This window comes from Desulfomicrobium salsuginis (assembly GCF_054657795.1).
In genome coordinates this window covers 122,742-140,074 of sequence record NZ_BAAHYA010000002.1, presented here as the reverse complement: position 1 = coordinate 140,074, position 17,333 = coordinate 122,742, and the positions used below count along the sequence as shown (strand labels likewise).

At 63.3% G+C, this 17,333-nt stretch carries 21 protein-coding genes; 11 read left to right on the top strand and 10 right to left on the bottom strand.

Features of this window, described 5'->3' with window-relative positions:
• Positions 1 to 20: 20 nt before the first annotated feature.
• From ACYQ3G_RS07915 to nifH, 7 genes are all read right to left on the bottom strand, one after another.
• Positions 21 to 323: a (2Fe-2S) ferredoxin domain-containing protein gene (locus ACYQ3G_RS07915; RefSeq protein ID WP_459824513.1), complete on the bottom strand. Its 303-nt coding sequence runs from the start codon at positions 321 to 323 to the stop codon at positions 21 to 23.
• Positions 324 to 349: 26 nt separating this feature from the next.
• On the bottom strand, positions 350 to 691 hold the full coding sequence (locus ACYQ3G_RS07910) for a NifB/NifX family molybdenum-iron cluster-binding protein (RefSeq protein WP_459824510.1): 342 nt from the start codon (positions 689 to 691) through the stop codon (positions 350 to 352).
• A gap of 46 nt (positions 692 to 737) precedes the next feature.
• Entirely contained in the window at positions 738 to 2,114 is a 1,377-nt protein-coding gene (gene nifK, locus ACYQ3G_RS07905) for a nitrogenase molybdenum-iron protein subunit beta (RefSeq protein ID WP_459824507.1), read from the bottom strand.
• 12 nt (positions 2,115 to 2,126) lie between these two features.
• Positions 2,127 to 3,767, bottom strand: coding sequence for a nitrogenase molybdenum-iron protein alpha chain (gene nifD, locus ACYQ3G_RS07900; protein ID WP_459824504.1), 1,641 nt, complete (start codon positions 3,765 to 3,767; stop codon positions 2,127 to 2,129).
• Positions 3,768 to 3,808: 41 nt separating this feature from the next.
• Complete coding sequence (locus ACYQ3G_RS07895) at positions 3,809 to 4,183, bottom strand: P-II family nitrogen regulator (RefSeq protein WP_459824501.1); 375 nt, start codon at positions 4,181 to 4,183, stop codon at positions 3,809 to 3,811.
• Between the two features lie 2 nt (positions 4,184 to 4,185).
• On the bottom strand, positions 4,186 to 4,542 hold the full coding sequence (locus ACYQ3G_RS07890) for a P-II family nitrogen regulator (protein ID WP_459824498.1): 357 nt from the start codon (positions 4,540 to 4,542) through the stop codon (positions 4,186 to 4,188).
• A 181-nt stretch (positions 4,543 to 4,723) separates the two neighbouring features.
• Positions 4,724 to 5,554, bottom strand: coding sequence for a nitrogenase iron protein (gene nifH, locus ACYQ3G_RS07885; RefSeq protein ID WP_459824496.1), 831 nt, complete (start codon positions 5,552 to 5,554; stop codon positions 4,724 to 4,726).
• Between the two features lie 312 nt (positions 5,555 to 5,866).
• Here nifH and ACYQ3G_RS07880 point away from each other — a divergent pair, with 312 nt between their 5' ends.
• From ACYQ3G_RS07880 to ACYQ3G_RS07835, 10 genes are all read left to right on the top strand, one after another.
• Positions 5,867 to 6,988 carry a LeuA family protein gene (locus ACYQ3G_RS07880; RefSeq protein ID WP_459824493.1) on the top strand — a complete coding sequence of 374 codons (1,122 nt, stop codon included), beginning with the start codon at positions 5,867 to 5,869 and terminating at the stop codon, positions 6,986 to 6,988.
• Positions 6,989 to 7,102: 114 nt separating this feature from the next.
• Positions 7,103 to 7,501, top strand: coding sequence for a PA2779 family protein (locus ACYQ3G_RS07875; RefSeq protein ID WP_459824491.1), 399 nt, complete (start codon positions 7,103 to 7,105; stop codon positions 7,499 to 7,501).
• A complete protein-coding gene (locus ACYQ3G_RS07870; protein ID WP_459824488.1) occupies positions 7,488 to 8,033 on the top strand; it encodes a cysteine peptidase family C39 domain-containing protein in 546 nt (181 codons plus the stop codon). The genes ACYQ3G_RS07875 and ACYQ3G_RS07870 overlap by 14 nt, the downstream gene beginning before the upstream one ends.
• A 3-nt stretch (positions 8,034 to 8,036) precedes the next feature.
• A complete protein-coding gene (locus tag ACYQ3G_RS07865; RefSeq protein WP_459824486.1) occupies positions 8,037 to 8,621 on the top strand; it encodes a tetratricopeptide repeat protein in 585 nt (194 codons plus the stop codon).
• A gap of 117 nt (positions 8,622 to 8,738) precedes the next feature.
• On the top strand, positions 8,739 to 8,918 hold the full coding sequence (locus tag ACYQ3G_RS07860) for a hypothetical protein (protein ID WP_459824485.1): 180 nt from the start codon (positions 8,739 to 8,741) through the stop codon (positions 8,916 to 8,918).
• A gap of 195 nt (positions 8,919 to 9,113) precedes the next feature.
• Positions 9,114 to 9,953, top strand: coding sequence for a phosphonate ABC transporter ATP-binding protein (gene phnC, locus ACYQ3G_RS07855; protein ID WP_459824482.1), 840 nt, complete (start codon positions 9,114 to 9,116; stop codon positions 9,951 to 9,953).
• A 31-nt stretch (positions 9,954 to 9,984) separates the two neighbouring features.
• Positions 9,985 to 10,950 carry a phosphonate ABC transporter substrate-binding protein gene (phnD, locus tag ACYQ3G_RS07850; protein ID WP_459824479.1) on the top strand — a complete coding sequence of 322 codons (966 nt, stop codon included), beginning with the start codon at positions 9,985 to 9,987 and terminating at the stop codon, positions 10,948 to 10,950.
• A 59-nt stretch (positions 10,951 to 11,009) separates the two neighbouring features.
• Positions 11,010 to 11,813 (top strand): phosphonate ABC transporter, permease protein PhnE, encoded by an 804-nt coding sequence (phnE, locus tag ACYQ3G_RS07845; protein WP_459824475.1) that lies wholly within the window; start codon positions 11,010 to 11,012, stop codon positions 11,811 to 11,813.
• A 13-nt stretch (positions 11,814 to 11,826) separates the two neighbouring features.
• Positions 11,827 to 12,960, top strand: a complete 1,134-nt coding sequence (locus ACYQ3G_RS07840) for an alpha-D-ribose 1-methylphosphonate 5-triphosphate diphosphatase (RefSeq protein WP_459824473.1) — start codon at positions 11,827 to 11,829, stop codon at positions 12,958 to 12,960.
• Between the two features lie 84 nt (positions 12,961 to 13,044).
• Complete coding sequence (locus ACYQ3G_RS07835) at positions 13,045 to 13,776, top strand: DUF1045 domain-containing protein (protein ID WP_459824470.1); 732 nt, start codon at positions 13,045 to 13,047, stop codon at positions 13,774 to 13,776.
• Positions 13,777 to 14,105: 329 nt separating this feature from the next.
• Here ACYQ3G_RS07835 and istB read toward each other — a convergent pair whose 3' ends face one another.
• Both istB and istA read right to left on the bottom strand, forming a co-directional pair.
• Positions 14,106 to 14,849 (bottom strand): IS21-like element helper ATPase IstB, encoded by a 744-nt coding sequence (gene istB / locus ACYQ3G_RS07830; protein WP_459822251.1) that lies wholly within the window; start codon positions 14,847 to 14,849, stop codon positions 14,106 to 14,108.
• On the bottom strand, positions 14,843 to 16,375 hold the full coding sequence (gene istA, locus ACYQ3G_RS07825; protein ID WP_459822249.1) for an IS21 family transposase: 1,533 nt from the start codon (positions 16,373 to 16,375) through the stop codon (positions 14,843 to 14,845). The genes istB and istA overlap by 7 nt, the downstream gene beginning before the upstream one ends.
• Before the next feature lie 42 nt (positions 16,376 to 16,417).
• Here istA and ACYQ3G_RS07820 point away from each other — a divergent pair, with 42 nt between their 5' ends.
• Positions 16,418 to 16,837, top strand: a complete 420-nt coding sequence (locus ACYQ3G_RS07820; RefSeq protein WP_459824468.1) for a type II toxin-antitoxin system RelE/ParE family toxin — start codon at positions 16,418 to 16,420, stop codon at positions 16,835 to 16,837.
• Positions 16,838 to 16,994: 157 nt separating this feature from the next.
• Here ACYQ3G_RS07820 and rbp read toward each other — a convergent pair whose 3' ends face one another.
• Positions 16,995 to 17,258: an RNA-binding regulator gene (gene rbp, locus ACYQ3G_RS07815; protein WP_028577408.1), complete on the bottom strand. Its 264-nt coding sequence runs from the start codon at positions 17,256 to 17,258 to the stop codon at positions 16,995 to 16,997.
• Positions 17,259 to 17,333: the final 75 nt, after the last annotated feature.

The window sequence follows — 17,333 nt, the reverse complement described above, 5'->3', positions numbered from 1 at the left end:
CGTCTCCGCACGGACAAAGGTTACGCGATCAGGTATTCGGGACAGGCCTCGCCCGCCTCGATGCCGTCCAGGATGGCGTCGATGGCTTCCTCGCTGCTGACGCCGCCGAACCACCAGTTGTCGGGCTGGACGACCATGACCGGGCCCTTTTCGCACAGCTTCATGCAGCCCGTGGCCGTGATCAGGATGTCGAGCCCCCGGGCCAGGATCTCCTCCTCCAGGTACTGCAGGAAGCCGTCGGTCTGCTTGAAGCACACGCCCTTGGGGTCGCCGCCGACGCGAAAGCTCTGACACACCAGAATCTGTCTTTCAGGAATGGCCATTTTTATCTCCAATATGATGAAATGTTTTACTCTATTCCGCCGTAAAGCTGCCGCACGAGGCTCTGCACGTAGCCTTCGGCCTCGATGACCGTCAGCCCCCGCCCGGCCAGGATTTCCAGCGGCTTGCGCCCCACCCCGGCCACCAGCAGGTACGTGCAGTCCGAAAGGATTTCGGCCACGCCTTCCCAGCGGGCGTCGCCGGACCCGGGCTGTGGCGCGGGCCGTGTGCCGATCAGGCCGACCACGCCCTCATCGCTGCCGTAGATCCGGAATTCACGGGCATGTCCGAGGTGGGTGTCCACGGTCGATCCAGAACTGCTCGCGACGGCCACGAGGGGCCGGGTTCTCTGGGGGGGCGCAAATGTCATGATCGGCTCCTTGGGTGGCGGCGGGAAAAACCCCGCCGCCGGGCAATCAGTAGACGAGTTCGAACTTCTCTTCGGTTTCGTCGCGGTCCGTGCGGGTCAGGATCAGGTCCAGAATCCTGGTCAGCATGTGCAGCCCGCCCTTGTAGCCGACCGTCGGGAAGTACTGGTGGCCGACGCGGTCGAGGATGGGGAAGCCGAAGCGCAGCAACGGGATGTCCTCGTCGCGGGCGATGTACTTGCAGTAGGTGTTGCCGATGATGAGATCCACGGGCTCGTTCTTGATCCACTGGTGCAGCAGGAACATGTCCCCGCCGGCCTTGACGTTGGCCTTGTAGCCGGCCTCGGCCGTGATCTCGTCGATGCGCTTCTCGAACTTGGACCCTGGCGTGCCGGTGACGATGTGCATGGGCCTCATATCGATGGAGACCAGGAATTCGGTCAGGGCGATGACCTGGTCGGGGTCGCCGACCAAGGCCACCTTCTTGCCGTAGAAGTACTGGTGCATGTCGGAGATGAGGTCCACGAGCTGGCCGCGCTCGAAGGCGATCGAATCGGGCACGCTCACGCCGCCGACCTTGCGCAGGGTGTCGATGAACCGGTCCGTAGCTTTCAGGCCAAAGGGCATATCCAGGACCGAGCATGGGACCTTGCACTGCGTGTCGAGCCAGCGCGCGGCGTCGGCCGAGCACCACTCACCCAGGGCCAGGGTGCCGATGGCGTCGCCCGCGGCCACGAGGTCGGCGACCGGGGTGCCGCCTCCGGGGAACATCTTGTACTCGCCCGTCAGCGCGCCGTTCAGGACGCCGGAGGTGTCGGGGAAGAGGATGATGTCCAGGCCCATGAGGGCGGCCAGGCGCTTGACCTCTTCCATGTCCGAGGGCTCGACCCAGCCGGGGATGATGTTCACGCGCCCGTTCTTCTTGCCCGTGGCCGTCGCGAAGCCCTTGGCCATGCCCTTGACCATGTTGGAGAAGCCCGTGACGTGGGAGCCGACGTAACTCGGGGTGTTGGCGTAGATGACGTGCTTGCCGGCCGGGACCTTGCCGGCCTTCTTGGCCTTGTCGGTCATCTGCGGCAGGTCGTCGCCGATGGTCTCGGACAGGCAGGTGGTGTGCACGGCGATGACGTCGGGCTCGTAGACCGTGAAGATGTTCTCGATGGCGGTCTGCAGGTTGGCGCCGCCGCCGAAGACCGAGGCGCCCTCGGTGAAGGAGCTGGTGGCCGCCGAGACGGGCTCCTTGTAGTGCCGGGTCAGGGCGCTGCGGTGGTAGGCGCAGCAGCCCTGGGAGCCGTGGGAGTGCGGCAGGCAGCCGTGGATGCCCAGGGCCGCGTACATGGCCCCGATGGGCTGGCAGGTCTTGGCCGGATTTATGGTCAAGGCGCTGCGGTCCTTTATTTCAGTGGGGGTGTGGCGAAGTAGCATGATTATTTCCTCTTATTCCCAGACGTACGTCGCGGAGAGTTCCGGGTTTTCCTGCCAGGGCGCCTTCATGTAGCCCCAGACCCTGCTGTTCACGAGGCGGTCGATCTCGTGATAGAAGTTCACCGCACCCTGGAAGCCCGCATAGGGACCGCCGGAATCGTAGCTGTGCAGCTGCTTCATGGGCACGCCCAGCTTCTGGATGGAGAACTTCTCCTTGATGCCCGCGCAGAAGATGTCGGGCCTGACGATCTCGACCAGCTTTTCGGCCTCGTACTGGTTCAGGTCGTCGACAATGAGGGTCTGGTGCTCCATGTCCGGGATCAGGCCGTCGTAGTGCTTGAACTTGAACCCGGCCGCTTCCAGCTTGGCCATGTCCTCGGAGCTCTTGCGCGGGGCGTAGCGCTTCTCGTCGGCATCGACGTGGATTTCCTCGATGTTGCGGCTGTCGGCGTCGACCTTCAGGTCCGGTATGACCTGGCGGCCTTCGTAGTCGTCGCGGTGGGCGAACTCGTAGCCGGCGGCCAGGGTCTTCATGCCCATCTCGGCGAAGAGGTCCTGGTAGTGATGGGCGCGGGAGCCGCCGACAAACAGCATGGCCTTCTTGCCTTCGGTGCGCGGGCGGACGTCGGCGATGACCGCCTCCACGGCGGGCATCTCCTCGGCGATGACCGCCTCAACGCGCGCGGTCAGCTCGGGGTCGGCGAAGTATTCCGCGATCTTGCGCAGGGACTTGGCCGTGGACTTGGCGCCGATGAAGTTGACCTTGATCCACGGGATGCCGAACTTGGTCTCGAGCATGTCGGCCACGTAGTTGATGGAGCGGTGGCACATGACGGCGGACAGGTCGGCCTTGTGGGCCGAGGCGAACTGGTCGTAGGTCGAGTTGCCGGAGAAGGTGGCTATGTTGGTGATGCCGCATTTTTTCAGGATGCGGTCGATCTCGAATCCGTCGCCGCCGATGTTGTACTCGCCCAGGAGGTTGATCTTGAACTTGCCGGGCTTCTCGGCATCGTTCTCGCCCACGACCTCGCTGAAGATCTTGTTGTTGGCGATGTGGTGGCCGGCCGACTGGCTGACGCCCTTGTAGCCTTCGCAGCTGAAGGCGAAGACGTTGCAGTCGCCGAACTTGGCCTTCATCTTGCGGGCCACGGCGTGGATGTCGTCGCCGATGAGGCCCACGGGACAGGTCGCGAAGACAGCGATGGCCTTGGGGTGAAAGAGGTCGTAGGCTTCCTGGATGGCGGCCTGCAGCTTCTTCTCGCCGCCGAAGATGATGTCCTGGTCCTGCATGTCCGTGGAAAAGCAGTAGGGCATGAAGTTCTCGGCGCCCTCGCCCGACGCGTCGGTCTGGTTGCGGCGGGTCAGCCAGGAGTAGAAACCGCAGCCGATGGGGCCGTGGGTGATGTTGACGATGTCGCGGGTTGGCCCGAGGATGACGCCCTTGCAGCCGGCGTAAGTGCAGCCGCGCATGGTGATGATGCCGGGGATGGTGCGCACGTTGGCCGATATTTCAGGCGTCTCGTTGCCGAGGGCCTCGTTGACGAGGATCTGGGAGGCACGCTTCCTGGCCACCTTGGGCGGATACTTGGCGAGCATTTCCGCCTTCACGTCCGTGGGCGTCCAGTTGACGAGCTTTTTCGCAGTCGATGCCATGGTGTTCTCCTTATCTGTCCCGATTTCAGTCGAAATCGGGTCTATTCAATGGACTTGGCGCCCTTTTCTCCGGTCCGGACCCGCACCGCGTCGATCATGGGCAGGACGAAGATCTTGCCGTCGCCGGGCTGGCCGGTCTTGTTGGTGTCGGTGATGACTCTGACCACCTCGGGCACCAGGTCGTCGGTGACCACCACGGTCAGCATACGCTTGGGGTAGAGCTTGCCCTTCTCGCCGAGCACGGCCACGGCCTCCTCGATCCCCTTCTTGGCCCCCTCCAGGGGCTTCAAATCCACCAGGCCCTTGCCGCGCCCGTAGGCCTCGTGGGCAAAAAAGGCGACCACGCCCGCGTCCTGCAAAGCCTTCTTGGTCCTGTTCATCATGTTCATGCGGATGACCGCGATCACTTCTTTCATGGCTATGCCCCTGCGCTCGCGTATCCTGCGGGGGCGCTGTCGCAGATGCCGGAACTGATGGTGTAGACGTCGCCCACTTCGCTCACGAAAATCTTGCCGTCGCCGAAAGCGCCCTTGGCGCCGCTGCGGGCGGCCTTCATGATGACGCTGATGACGAAGTCCTTGTCCTCGGCCTTGACCACGCTCATGAGCATGGTCTTGGGAATCTCGTCATAGGTCACTTCGCCGATCTTGATGCCGCGCTGCTTGCCGCGACCGGCCACGGAATACTTGGTCACCGCCGGGAAACCCGCATCCATGAGGGCGGCGAGGACGTCGTCGGACTTTTCGGGGCGTACGATTGCTCTGACCATGATCATATGTTTTCTCTCCTTCGTTTTTCCGATAACTCTTGTTATTTTTTCACTTTCACGCCGAGATCGTTCACAAATTCGTTGTGGCAAGGCGCGACGCGATTTTGAAGGGCAAAGTGTAGCCGACTCCATGAGCCCTTCGAAATCGTGGCGCAACGCAGTCCAGAACGGATTTGTGGACGACCGCCTAGACGGCTTCAAGGAGACCGTAGTCCATCAGGAGCTGCTCCAACTCCTCGATTTCCAGGGGCTTGGGCACGACGAACATCTTGTTCTGGTCGATGGCCCGGGCCAGGTTGCGGTAGTGGTCGGCCTGGGGGGCTTCGGGCTTCCACTCGATGACGGTCATGCGGTTGATCTCGGCGCGCTGCACGTCGTTGTCGCGGGGCACGAAATAGATCATCTGGGTGCCGATCTTCTTGGCCAGCTCCTCGATCATCTCGCGCTCGTTATCGACGTTGCGGGAGTTGCAGATCAGGCCGCCCAGGCGCACGCCGCCGGACTCGGCGTACTTCATGATGCCCTTGCAGATGTTGTTGGCCGCATACATGGCCATCATCTCGCCGGAGCAGACGATGTAGATCTCCTCGGCTTTGCCGTCGCGGATGGGCATGGCGAACCCGCCGCAGACCACGTCGCCCAGGACGTCGTAGAAGGCGTAGTCCAGGCCTTCGGACTCATGGTATGCGCCCAGGGACTCCAACATGTTGATGGAGGTGATGATGCCGCGGCCGGCGCAACCGACGCCCGGTTCGGGCCCGCCGGACTCGACGCACCAGGTGCCGCTGAAGCCGCCTTTGCGGATGTCGGCCAGTTCAACGTCCTCGCCTTCGTCGCGCAGGGTGTCGAGAACCGACTTCTGGGCCAGGCCGCCCAGCAGCAGGCGCGTGGAGTCGGCCTTGGGGTCGCAGCCCACGACCATGACCTTCTTGCCCATCTCGGCCAGGCCGGCGACGGTGTTCTGCGTGGTGGTGGACTTTCCGATGCCGCCCTTTCCGTAAATCGCGATCTTCCTCATGACGTGTGCTCCTTATGTGAGAGTTGTGGTGTGCTTGGTGTGCTGTACCTGGACCAGCCTAGGGCAACGGTCGTGCCAAAACTCCACAATTGAAATAACTAACTGAAAAAGCACATATTTCAGACATCGCCCGGCAATTTCGGACAACTTCGATCTACACTGCCTACAAAGACAAAAGTGTAGCCGCGGACACTTCCGTCCGTTGCGACGCAGGTATCTGCGACATGATGTCGCTCAATGTTTCCGGCATGTTGTATCTGATCCACGATTGGCATCGACCGTGCACAGAGAGAGGCAAACACGGGAGGTAGCATGCTGATCGACACGACACTGAGGGAAGGGGCGCAAATGTTCGGGAACTATGTCCCGCAATCCGTGCGCATAGAGATGGCCAGCCGCATCGCGGCCATGGGCGTGGAGGAGATCGAGGTGGGCTGGGTCGGCCAGGAAGGGCTGGGACAGCTGGTGGGAGCCCTGCGCGCCCAGGGCGTAACCGCGGACCTGAGCGTCTGGTCTCCCTGCCGGCCCGTGGACGTGTACCGTGCCGCGGGGCTGGGGATCGACACCATCAACATCGGTCTGCCCGTCTCGGACCTGCACATCGCCGAGCGCCTGCGCACGGACCGCGAGGGGCTGACGCGCATGCTGAAGGAGACCGTGGGCCTGGCCCACTCCTGCGGCATCAGGCGCATCAGCGTGGGCCTGGAGGACGTGACCCGCGCCGACCAGGACTTCGCCCTGGCCATGGCCCGCACGGCCAAGGGACTGGGCGCGGCGCGCATCCGCCTGGCCGACACCCTGGGCGTCATGACGCCCCTGCGCATCGCCGAGCTGGTGCGCTTCTTCGCCGGCGGCGTGGACATGGAAATCGCCATCCACTGCCACAACGACTTCGGCATGGCCACGGCCAACGCCGTCACGGCCCTGGAGTCCGGAGCCCACTGGGCGGATGTTTCGGTGCTGGGTATCGGCGAGCGCTCGGGCATCTCGGCCCTGGAGGAGGTGGCGGCCCACCTGCGCCTCGTGCAGCGCTACGAGATCTACGACATGAACGCCGTGCGCGGCCTGTGCGACCTGGTGGCCGAACACGCGCGCATCCCCGTGGCCCGCAACCGCCCCGTGGCCGGGAAGGACATCTTCGCGGCCGAGTCGGGGCTGCACGTGGACGGCATTTTAAAGAACCCGGACATCTTCGAGCCTTACGACCCCTGCCACACGGGCGCCAACCGCGTCCTGGGCCTGGGAGCCAAGGCCGGGCGCGGGGCCGTCGGGACCATGCTCCGGCAGATGGGCCTCAATAAGCCCTTGCATTCCATCGGCGGCCTGGTGAACGCCATCCGCGAGAAGGCCGGACACGCAGGGCGACCCCTGCGGGCCGAGGAACTGCGGGCCCTGGCCGCGAGCCGGGAATGCCTGGACAGCGGGAGTTGCTGACGCGGTTCCGGCGAAGAATCCAAACAGACCTCCAAGGCTTGACCTGAAACCGGATCTTGGGCCATGATTTTGCGCATTGCTTGTTCAGACCCAATCTTTTCAGGAGGCTGCATCATGGTCCATCACAAATGGTTCTTCGACCCCCGACTCTGCTGGGCGGTTCTCTTCTCCTACTTCTTCCTCGCCCTGATCCCCACCGACGCGGCGGCCTTCCTGGCTCAGAGCCGACTGTCCACGGGTCAGTCCATTGAGCAGCGAACGGCCGACATCGCGTCCATAAAGACCGCCCTGGAGCAGAAGGTCGTGGCCCAGCGCCTGGCCGACTACGGCCTGACCCCCGAAGAGGTGGGCGCCAAGCTCGGGTCCCTGAGCGACGACCAGCTCCACCAGCTGGCCAGCCTCTCGGACGACGTGGGCGGCGGCGTGATCGGAGTGGTCATCGGCGTGCTGCTGATCGTCCTTCTGGTGGTGCTCATCCTCAAGATCAGCGACAGACGCATTGTCGTCCAATAACCTTTGCCGGGCCACGTATCTGGCCCTGCTTCTGCTCTGCGCGGGATGCGGGCTCGGCTCCGCATTCCGCGCAGCCTCGTTCGCGGCACCGGAAGCCGTGCGCCTCGACGTGCCGTTCGTGCAGCAGACCGGCAGGACGGACTGCGGCCCGGCGGCCCTGACTTCGGTCCTGGCCTTCCGCGGACGGCACATCCCCCTGGACGAAGTCACGAGGCGCGTCCACACCCCGGCCATGCAGCGCACCCTGCTGCCCGACATGGAGAACTTCGCGCGCTCCCTGGGCTTCTCGACGCGCTCGGGCAGCGGCGACACGACCGTCCTGCGGGAGGCCGTGAACGCCGGCTCCCCGGTCATCGTCCTGGCGGACATGGGCGGCCCCTTTTTCAGCCAGGGCCACTACCTTGTGGTCTACGGCCACGACGAAAGGGGTTTCCTGCTGCACGCCGGGACACGGGGCAGCCTCTACGTCCGCGACGACGAACTGTTGCAGGGCTGGAACCGCATGAACAGACTGTACCTCGTAGTGGAGTGACCCGTGAACATCGCCGTGCGCGCCATCCTTTTCCTGACCCTGCTCCTGGCCGGCTGCGCGACGCCCAGAATCGTCGTGCTCTCGGACCCCCTCGACGCCAGGGAACGCAACGACCTCGGCGCGTCCTACGAATCGGCCGGGGAACTGGACCTGGCCCTGCAGGCCTACGCCGAAGCCGCCGACAAGGACCCGTCCTGGGACCAGCCGCTCATCAACCTCGGCAACGTCCACGCGGCCCGGGGCCAGTGGCCCGAGGCCGAGGGAGCCTACCGCAAGGCCCTCCGGCGCAACAACGCCAACCCCGAGGCCATGAACAACCTGGCCTACAGCCTGGCGCGACAACGCCGAACGGCCGAGGCCCTGGAATGGTCCGGCACGGCCCTGGCCCTGGACTCCGGCAACCCCCTCTTCATGAGCACCAGAGCCCTGGGCCTGCTGCAAAGCGGACGGCGCGACGAAGCCGTCGCCCTTCTCGACCAGGCCCTGTCCGCCCTGCCCGCAGGCGACCCGCTGCGGCAGGAAGCCGCCGCCCTGCGGGATCGCGCCCTGCGGGCTGCCCCCGGAGAGAGCGTCGACATGTGGCCCTGAATCGATGTATCCTCCCCGAAGATTCCACACGGCAGCCTGACGCCCCCCCTTTCCCCGGGGCGCAGCCGCCGAGCACGGCCGTCACCGCCTTCAAACATCCACGCAGAGCGTACACCCATGCGCCAGAACCTCCCCGCCCGCTTTTACGACATCCTCGGCGCACGCATCCTCAGGCTTCAGGACCGGCTCGCCGACCTGGCCGAGAACGACCCGCGGCGCGAGGTGCTCATCGCCATCCTGACGGAACTCGATGAACTCAAGCGCGACCTCGTCGAAGCCGGTTTCGGCGACAACTGAGCGCACCACGAGCGCGGCGCCCGGAACGTCCTTTCAGCTGACAGTCCCCCACCAACGGCGGCGGCAGGAGCCAGCCCGGCCGAACAGAACGACAACCGCCAAAGTTGTCTAGACCACTCGCTCCGGAATTGTCTTTTTCCGGACACAATCCCGTCACAGACGTTTCCTAGTGAAGACAAAACGCGAGGAAACGCCATGATACAGATCAAGCAGCTGACCAAGACCTTCAGGAACACCAAAGGCCTCGACAACGTGAACGCGGAGATCGGAAGCGGCGAAATGGTCGCCCTCATCGGCTCTTCCGGCTCGGGCAAGTCGACCCTCATGCGCCACATCTCGGGCCTGATGTGCTGCGACCCGGGGACTTCGGGACAGATTGAGGTCCTCAACCACGTCATGCAGCGCGACGGGCGCCTCTCCAGGAACGCCCGCAAGGTGCGCACGGAGGTCGGGGTCATCTTCCAGCAGTTCAATCTCGTGGACCGTCTCTCGGTCATGACCAACGTGCTGATGGGCGCCCTGGGCCGCGTGCCCACGTGGCGGGCCGTGTCCAACCTCTTTCCGCCGGCCGAACGCCGCCTGGCCCTGGAGTCCCTGGCGCGGGTCGGCATGGCCGACAAGGCCTGGCAGCGCGCCTCGACACTTTCGGGCGGCCAGCAGCAGCGCGTGGCCATCGCCCGCGCCCTGACCCAGCGGGCCCGGGTCCTTCTGGCCGACGAGCCCATCGCTTCCCTCGACCCCGAATCCTCCCGCGTGGTCATGGACATCCTGGCAGACGTCCATCGACAGGACAAAATGACTATCGTCGTCTCCCTGCACCAGGTCGAGTACGCCATCCGCTACTGCCCGCGCACCATCGCCCTGCGCCGCGGCCGCGTTGTCTACGACGGTCCGAGCCACGCCCTGACCCCCTCCTTCCTCAAGGATATCTACGGCGCCGAGACCGAGGAGCTGTTCTCCCCCGCCGTGGAAGGCGCGGCGCGCAGCCAGAAAGCCCTGCACAGCAAATCGGCCGCGGCGCCCGCCGCGGCCTAATCATCGATCACGTTTCAAAGGAGTCCAGACCATGATTCGCAAGCTATTCGGCCTCTTCGTCCTCGTCGCCCTGCTGGGGGCGCAGACCGTGTCCGCCGAGGTCAAGGAGATCAACTTCGGCATCATCTCCACCGAGGCGACCATGAACCTCAAGAAGGACTGGGAGCCATTCCTGGCCGAAATGGAGAAAGCCACGGGCCTCAAGATCAACGCCTTCTTCGCCTCGGACTACGCCGGCATCATCGAGGGTATGCGCTTCAACAAGGTGCAGGTGGCCTGGTACGGCAACAAGAGCGCCATGGAGGCCGTGGACCGCGCCGACGGCGAGATCTTCGCCCAGACCGTGCCCGCCGACGGCACCCCCGGCTACTATTCCCATCTCATCGCCCACAAGGATTCTCCGCTCAACTCCCTTGAGGATGTCCTGAAGCAGGCCGGCAGTCTGGCCTTCGGCAACGGCGACCCCAACTCCACCTCCGGCTTCCTGGTCCCCGGCTACTACGTCTTCGCCGTGAACAAGGTAGAGCCCAAGAAGATCTTCAAGAATGTCCTCAACGCCAACCATGAGACCAACGCCCTGAGCGTGGCCAACAAGCAGATCGACGTGGCCACCAACAACAGCGAGAATCTGGCCAAGCTGGAAAAGTCCCATCCCGAGAAGCGCGCCCAGATCAAAGTCATCTGGACCTCCCCGCTCATCCCCAGCGACCCCCTGGTCTGGCGCAAGGACCTGCCCGAGGACGTCAAGACCAAGGTCAAGAACTTCATCATGACCTACGGCGCCACGGGCAAGGAAAACGAGAAGGCCATCCTGGCGGCCCTGGGCTGGGCCCCCTTCAAGGAATCCACCGACGACCAACTCCTGCCCATCCGCCAGCTCGAACTCTTCAAGAGCCGCATGAAGGTCGAAGGCGACGCCAACATCGCCGCCGATGAAAAGACCAAGAAGCTCGCCGAGATCGACGCCAAGCTCGAAGCCATCAAGGCCAGGATGTAGCCCACCACTCCCCCCCGGCGGTCGGCGCGTAAATGCCGGCCGCCGACAAGGACGACTTCATGACCACCCAGCAAACGATCCTCGTCGCCACCCGACCGCCCAGATCCCTCCAGAACACCCTCGGCACCCTGCTCGGCTGGGGCATCGTCCTGGCCGCCCTGGCCTGGTCCTGGGACGGCGCAGACATGCGGCCCCTGGCCCTGATCCAGGATTCCGCGAACATGGCCGCCCTGGCCGGCGACTTCTTTCCGCCGGACTTCACGGACTGGCGGATGTACGTCGAGGAGATCGTAGTCACCTTCCAGATCGCCCTGTGGGGCACCTTTCTGGCCGTGATCTGCGCCATCCCGTGCGGCATCCTCAGCTCCGAGAACATCGCCCCCTGGTGGGTCTACCAGCCCATGCGCCGCGTCATGGACGCCTGCCGGGCCATCAATGAGATGGTCTTCGCCATGCTCTTCGTCGTCTCCGTGGGCCTCGGGCCATTCGCCGGCGTCCTGGCCCTGTGGGTGCACACCACGGGCGTCCTGGCCAAGCTCTTCTCCGAGGCCGTCGAGGCCATCGACCCGCAACCCGTCGAGGGCATCCGCTCCACGGGCGCGAGCATCCTGGAGGAGGTCATCTTCGGCGTCATCCCGCAGGTCATCCCGCTGTGGATCTCCTACTCCCTGTACCGCTTCGAATCCAACGTCCGCTCGGCCACGGTGCTGGGCATGGTTGGCGCGGGCGGCATCGGCGTCATCCTGTGGGAGATGATCCGCGGTTTCTACTTCGCCCAGACCTGCTCCATCATCTTTTTCATCATCGTCTCCGTGACCCTCATCGACCTGGCCTCCCAACGCCTGCGCAAACTCTTCGTCTGAACCGGAGCCCCACATGCCTTCCCTGTGCTGCACCAACGCCCGCATGGTCACCCCGTGCGGGGTCGTCCACGGTTCCCTGACCGCCGCGGCCGGTCTGATCACCGACCTCGGATTCAACACTTCCACGCCGGCCGTCGATTTCGACGGGGACTACCTCCTGCCGGGACTGGTGGAGATCCACACCGACAACATCGAAAAACACTTCATGCCCCGCTCCGGCGTGCGCTGGCCGACAAGCCTGACGGCCATCATGGCCCACGACACGCACATGGTCGGCGCCGGCGTGACCACGGTCCTGGACGCCGTCAGCGCCGGGGAATTCAGTGCCAAGCGCATGCGCCGCGAGATCTTCACCGCCACCCTGGAGGCACTGGATCAGGCCATGGGCAACGATCTGCTGCGGGCCGAACACCTCCTGCACATCCGCTGCGAACTGGCCGACCGCGCCGTGGTCGAGATGTTCACCTCGGTCATGGACCACGAACTGCTGCGCCTGGTCTCCATCATGGACCACACGCCGGGGCAGCGCCAATGGAGCGACCTTGACAAGTACCGCTCCTTCCACGCCGACAAGAAATGGACCGACGAGGAACTCCTGGCCGAAATCGAGCGCCTGCGCTCCGTCCAGGCCAGCCACGCCGAGCCCAACCGCGAAACAATCCTCTCCATCTGCCGACAGCGCGCCCTGCCCCTGGCCAGCCACGACGACACCACCGTGGAGCACGTCGAGGAGACCGCCCGCCTGGGCATGCGCATCGCCGAGTTCCCCACCACCCGCGCCGCCGCCGCCAGGGCCCGCGAACTGGGACTGGCCACGGTCCTGGGCGCACCCAACGTCGTGCGCGGCGAATCCCACTCCGGCAACGTCTCGGCCCTGGACCTGGCCGCTGACGGCCTCGTCGACATCCTGTCCTCGGACTACATGCCCGCGAGCCTCCTCCAGGCGCCCTTCGTCATGGCCCAGCGCCTGGGTACGCCCCTGCACCAGGCCCTGGCCACCGTCACCGCAAACCCGGCCAAGGCCCTTGGCCTGACCGACCGCGGCGAGCTCGTCCCGGGCAAACGCGCCGACCTCCTGCGCGTGCGCATGGTGGACGACGTGCCGGTTGTTGTCGCAGTGTGGCGCGAAGGGCGGAAGGTGATGTGAGGGGGGATGGTGATGGAAGGGAAGAATGCCTCCGGCGGGCAGGGGGCGCGCCCCCTGCACCCCGTTTATGGGGGGGGGAAATCGATGCGACGTGATGCTAACGGTGTGAGCATGGCCGATGCGCGGTATGCCGTATATTTTGCGCCGGGTGCGGGGTCGGGACTGGAGCGCGTCTGCGCATCGGTACTCGGGCGTTGCGCCCGGACGGGAAAGGAGCTGGCGCAGCCCGTGCTTCCGGGCGTGGAGCCGCAACGTTTGGCCGAACTGACGGCTTCGCCGCGACGCTACGGGTTCCACGGCACCCTCAAACCGCCATTTTTTCTGACAGAAGGTGTCACTGAAACCGATCTCTTCGAGGCGACGGCCAATCTGGCCGCCAGCCGAATGGCCTTCGACCTCCCTCCCCTGCGGCTCGCAGCCATCGAATCCTTCCTGGCGCTGACGTCGACCGGACCTTGCCCCGACCTGGAGGAACTGGCCAGGGCCTGCGTCGTCGAACTGGACCGCTTCCGCCGGACGCCCGGCCCCGAGGAACTGGCCCGCCGCCGAGACAAAGGCCTGACTCCGGCCCAGGATCGACTGCTGGAACGCTGGGGCTACCCGTACGTTCTCGAAGAGTTCATGTTCCACCTGACCCTGACCGCCAGCATCCACGACCCCGCCGAACGGGAACGCATCCACGCCGCGCTCACCCCACTTCTCGCACCCGTACTGCACAGGCCTATCCCGGTGAGGGAGATCTGCCTATTTCGCCAGTCGTGCCTGGAAAAGCCTTTTACCGTCCTGACACGGGTCCCACTCGCCCAGAAACCCTGAACCAGACATTTCTGGACAATGTCGTTCACACGGCTCGTCCTCAGTCGCGTTTGCGCTTGCGTCATACAATACTGCCGAGTTATCAGGCCCCTCAGCAAATTTTTCCGCGCCACTGCATCGCAACCAATGAGGTGTTCAAACACGTTGGTTGTCTGACTCCAATTAAAAACCACCGAGGTCTGCATGGCAAACGGATTTGAATCGAACACATTGCGCATTCCGGAGAAACTGAACACTGATTCCATGCCAAACTGAACACGCGTTCCGGCTGAAACTGACCAGGAAATCGAAGCGAAGCGACGCTGGTTTTGGAACGCTATGGGAACTGGTCAGTTGGGGTCAATGATGGATTTCATCTTCCGCATGGATTCTCCTTTGAGGTTGAGCTGGTAGGCGTTGTGGACGAGACGGTCGAGAATGGCGTCGGCCATTGTCGCGTCAGCGAGGTAGTCGTGCCAGGCCGCGACGGGCAGTTGGCTGGTGACGATGGTCGAATGCCTTCCGTGACGGTCTTCGAGCAGTTCAAGCAGTTCCCTGCATGCGGCTGGGGTCATCGGAGCCAGCCCCCAGTCGTCGAGCACGAGCAGAGGGGTTTTGGCAAAGGACCGCATGAGCTTTCCGTACCGGCCGTCGGCTTTGGCGATCAGCAGATCCTCCATGAGCCGAGGCAAGCGCATGTACAGGGCGTCGAAGCCTTCCAGACAGGCCTTGTGAGCCAGGGCGCAGGCCAGAAAGCTCTTCCCTACGCCGGTCGGTCCAGTGATGAGCACGTTGTGTCCCTTGCCGATCCAGGAGCAGGAGCCCAGGCCCATAACCAAGGGTTTGTCGAGACCCCTTGGAGTGTGGAGGTCGATGTCCTCGAAGCAGGCCGCGTGCCTGAGCTTTGCCCTCTTCAGTCTGGTCGTAAGACGGCGGTTCATGCGGTGCATCTTTTCGCGGTCGATGAGAAGCGCCAAGCGCTCTTCAAAGGACAGTTCTTCGATGCCCTGCATGGCCCGCTGTTCCTCCAGAGCCCTGGCCATGCCGCCAAGGCCGAGGGCATTGAGAGTCTGCGTGGTTGGGTGACTCAGCATGAGGCCTCCTTGCGATAGTATTCCGGGCCGCGCACGTTGTCGTGGTGTATGGAGGTCTGATCAGCGTTGCGGATCGGCAACGGCAGACGGTCCAGTCCGGTCTTGAGGATGGACTTGAGGCTTTTCTGAGAAAGGGCGCCCAGATGCAGCGCCCGTTCGCAGGCCGCGTCCAGGCGTTCGGGACCGTGCTCCTTGGCCAGCCCAATGACGCCCAGGCAGGATCTGTAGCCCTGCACAGGATGTTTGCGCGAGTCTATGATGGCCTCGGCCAGCGCAAAGACATTGGGGCCGAGCTTCCGTGCCCATTCCATGATGCGCTCCGGGGTCCAGCCCGCGTATTCTTGGTGGCTCTTGGGCATGTGTTCCATCACGGTCGTATGCCGTCCTTTCTGCATGGACCTAGGATGCACGGACACGCGCTGGCCCTTGTGGAAGCATTCCACGCTGGTGGCCGTGATCCGAACGTCGACACGTTTTTTGATGAGGCTGCACGGCACGGAGTAATAATGCCCGTCCACTTCGACATGGTAGTCGATGTTGACCGTGGCCTGCTTCCACTCGGCAAAGACGTAAGGGGCGCACGGCAGCGGGAGGAGTGCTGGCTTGTCGAGGGTTTCGAAAGCCTCCCTTCGGCTGCCCGGCAGCTTTTTGAACGGTCGGGAGTTGAGGTCGGCTACCAGGGCGGCGATGGCAAGGTTGGCTTCGTGCAGGGACAGAAAGATCCGGTTGCGCAGTCTGGCCAGAATCCAACGCTCCACAATCTGCACGCCGACCTCAACCTTGGCCTTGTCCTTGGGCTTGCGCACCCTGGCCGGGATGACGGCCGAGCCGTAGTGTGCAGCCATGTCGTCGTAGGTCGGATTGATGTCGGGCTCGTAGCGGCAGGCTTTGTTGACGCCCGACCGCAGATTGTCGGGGACAAGCAGATGCGGGGCGCCGCCGAAAAAGGTGAAGGCGCGGACATGGGAGCCGATCCAGTCCGGCAGGCCCTGCGTCCACGTGGCCTCGGCAAAGGTGTAGTTGCTGGCACCAAGCACGGTCACAAAGATCTGGGCCTCGCGAACCTTGCCGCTGAACGGGTCCTGGATGGGAAGGGTCTGGCCGGCGTAGTCAATGAAAGCCTTTTCCCCGGCCAGATGGATTTGGCGCATGGATGGCTTGAGTTTGCTGACGAAGGCGCGGTAGCGGTCGCAGAAGCAACTGTATTGCAAGCCGTCGGGTTGCTCTGCCTTGTACTCCTCCCAGAGCAGAAGCAGGGTCACAGAGCGTCGTTTGCGCTCTATGTGGACGTCGGCCCAGTTCGGCTCCGGCCGCTTCACAGTGCTCGGCGGCAGGGGCGGAAAGAGCAGGCTCTCAATATCCGAGTCGGACAAGCCGGGCGGCAAAGGCCAACCTATATTGGCCGCCCGAGATCGACGCAGATACTCGATTGCGGTGTTGTGTGAAATGCTGAGGCTCTGACCGATCTGTCGCACGGTCAGCCCTGATTGAAAGTGAAGTCGTAAGACGTCTTTGATCTTGCGCATGGATAACCTCGAATTGGCCATGGGCACCTCCTGAAAAGGAGTATGCCCGAGTTATCCAGCGCCGCACCCGCTGAGGAAATTTTTCCCGTGGGATCGAACACGACCCGGTGTTCAGTTTGTTCCGGAATCGGTGTTCAGTTTCCCATGGATTCCGTGTTCAGTTTGCCGCGGAATCGGTGTTCAGTTTGCTCCGGAATCCATGTTCAGCTTGGATCGGAATACGCAGAGCGTGATTCCGATTTTTATGCACGCGCTGTCGTTCAGGCGGTTGTGGAAAGCGCACGGAGCCTTGGCACCCTGCCGAACCGTGGACGAGTTGTTCCGGAATTCGGCGATCCACGCATCAGGGAACGATTGATCTACAGCTACCATCTCATCTATCGCATAGAAACAGAACGGGTATTGATAGTCGCAGTAATCCATGGCCAGCGTCTACTCACGAAGCTGGATGAAACGTCCTGATTCTGACGAATTCTAACCATCTCTCCACAATCATCGTCTTCCTGCAGATTCCTCCTTGAGGAGGGCACCCTTGGTCCGGCTGACGTTTCTCTCTGCCGGGCGCACGACAAAAAAAAGCCCGTCAGGGACGGGCTTTCAGAGTGCTTATTGCAGAGGCTTAGTAGCGGCTGCGGCTCTCGCGGGGCTGAGCCTCGTTGACCTTCAGGTTGCGTCCCTGAAAATCGGTGCCGTTCAGAGCCTGGATGGCCTTGCGAGCGCCGTCTTCGTCCATTTCGACGAAACCGAAACCGCGCGAACGGCCGGTGTCACGATCTTCGATCACGTTCGCGGAAGTGACCTGACCATACTGGGAAAACATGGCGTTCAGATCGGAATTGGAAGTGGACCAGGACAGATTACCAACATAGATGTTCTTAGACAAAAGAATAACTCCAGAGAAAAAAAAGGAATAAAATGCTTCAATTCCGATGAAAACAGATATCATCGAAAATTCAGA

Coding starts and splice junctions, on each gene's coding strand:
- nifK (WP_459824507.1), bottom strand. CDS start 2,114: ATGCTACTTCGCCACACCCCCACTGAAATAAAGGACCGCAGCGCCTTG.
- ACYQ3G_RS07840 (WP_459824473.1), top strand. CDS start 11,827: ATGCCTTCCCTGTGCTGCACCAACGCCCGCATGGTCACCCCGTGCGGG.
- ACYQ3G_RS07880 (WP_459824493.1), top strand. CDS start 5,867: ATGCTGATCGACACGACACTGAGGGAAGGGGCGCAAATGTTCGGGAAC.
- nifD (WP_459824504.1), bottom strand. CDS start 3,767: ATGGCATCGACTGCGAAAAAGCTCGTCAACTGGACGCCCACGGACGTG.
- ACYQ3G_RS07890 (WP_459824498.1), bottom strand. CDS start 4,542: ATGATCATGGTCAGAGCAATCGTACGCCCCGAAAAGTCCGACGACGTC.
- ACYQ3G_RS07875 (WP_459824491.1), top strand. CDS start 7,103: ATGGTCCATCACAAATGGTTCTTCGACCCCCGACTCTGCTGGGCGGTT.
- phnC (WP_459824482.1), top strand. CDS start 9,114: ATGATACAGATCAAGCAGCTGACCAAGACCTTCAGGAACACCAAAGGC.
- nifH (WP_459824496.1), bottom strand. CDS start 5,554: ATGAGGAAGATCGCGATTTACGGAAAGGGCGGCATCGGAAAGTCCACC.
- istB (WP_459822251.1), bottom strand. CDS start 14,849: ATGCTGAGTCACCCAACCACGCAGACTCTCAATGCCCTCGGCCTTGGC.
- ACYQ3G_RS07910 (WP_459824510.1), bottom strand. CDS start 691: ATGACATTTGCGCCCCCCCAGAGAACCCGGCCCCTCGTGGCCGTCGCG.
- ACYQ3G_RS07835 (WP_459824470.1), top strand. CDS start 13,045: ATGCGACGTGATGCTAACGGTGTGAGCATGGCCGATGCGCGGTATGCC.
- istA (WP_459822249.1), bottom strand. CDS start 16,375: ATGCGCAAGATCAAAGACGTCTTACGACTTCACTTTCAATCAGGGCTG.
- phnE (WP_459824475.1), top strand. CDS start 11,010: ATGACCACCCAGCAAACGATCCTCGTCGCCACCCGACCGCCCAGATCC.
- ACYQ3G_RS07915 (WP_459824513.1), bottom strand. CDS start 323: ATGGCCATTCCTGAAAGACAGATTCTGGTGTGTCAGAGCTTTCGCGTC.
- ACYQ3G_RS07820 (WP_459824468.1), top strand. CDS start 16,418: ATGCCCGAGTTATCCAGCGCCGCACCCGCTGAGGAAATTTTTCCCGTG.
- ACYQ3G_RS07860 (WP_459824485.1), top strand. CDS start 8,739: ATGCGCCAGAACCTCCCCGCCCGCTTTTACGACATCCTCGGCGCACGC.
- phnD (WP_459824479.1), top strand. CDS start 9,985: ATGATTCGCAAGCTATTCGGCCTCTTCGTCCTCGTCGCCCTGCTGGGG.
- ACYQ3G_RS07895 (WP_459824501.1), bottom strand. CDS start 4,183: ATGAAAGAAGTGATCGCGGTCATCCGCATGAACATGATGAACAGGACC.